Source organism: Mesorhizobium sp. M1A.F.Ca.IN.020.06.1.1, from assembly GCF_004023265.1.
In the GTDB taxonomy this organism is placed as follows: domain Bacteria; phylum Pseudomonadota; class Alphaproteobacteria; order Rhizobiales; family Rhizobiaceae; genus Mesorhizobium.
Genome location: NZ_RZSR01001793.1, coordinates 1 through 461, shown reverse-complemented (window position 1 = coordinate 461; position 461 = coordinate 1). Strand labels below are relative to the sequence as shown.

The following is a 461-nucleotide window of genomic DNA, read 5'->3' as shown; positions in this document are numbered from 1 at the left end:
GCGCCAACAGGCGCAGCCACATGTATTGCGCGGTGTTGGTGTCCTGGTACTCGTCGACCAGGATGTATTTGAACTTGCGATGATAGTCCCTCAGCACGTCCGGATAGGCGCGGAAGATGCGGATCGGGTGATAGAGGAGATCGCCGAAGTCGCAGGAATTCAGCGTCTGCAGCCGTTCCTGATAGGCCTTGTAGAGCTGGCGCCCCTTGCCGTTGCCGAAGCTGCGCGCGTCGCCTTCCGGAATCTCGTCGGGGCCAAGGCCCTTGTTCTTCCAGTTGTCGATCATCTGCGCGAAGGTCTTGGCCGGCCAGCGCTTGTCGTCCAGATTTTCGGCCTGGATCAGCTGCTTGATCAGCCGCACCACGTCATCGGTATCGAGGATGGTGAAATCGGATTTCAATCCGGCAAGCTCGGCATGCCGGCGCAGCAGCTTGACGCCGATCGAGTGGAAGGTGCCGAGC

1 protein-coding gene is annotated in these 461 nt (G+C 60.1%); it reads right to left on the bottom strand.

Going from position 1 to position 461, the window contains the following annotated elements; translation table 11 throughout:
• Positions 1-461, bottom strand: a 461-nt coding sequence (locus EOA60_RS36935; RefSeq protein WP_164899966.1) for a UvrD-helicase domain-containing protein, incomplete at both ends; no start/stop codon positions are given.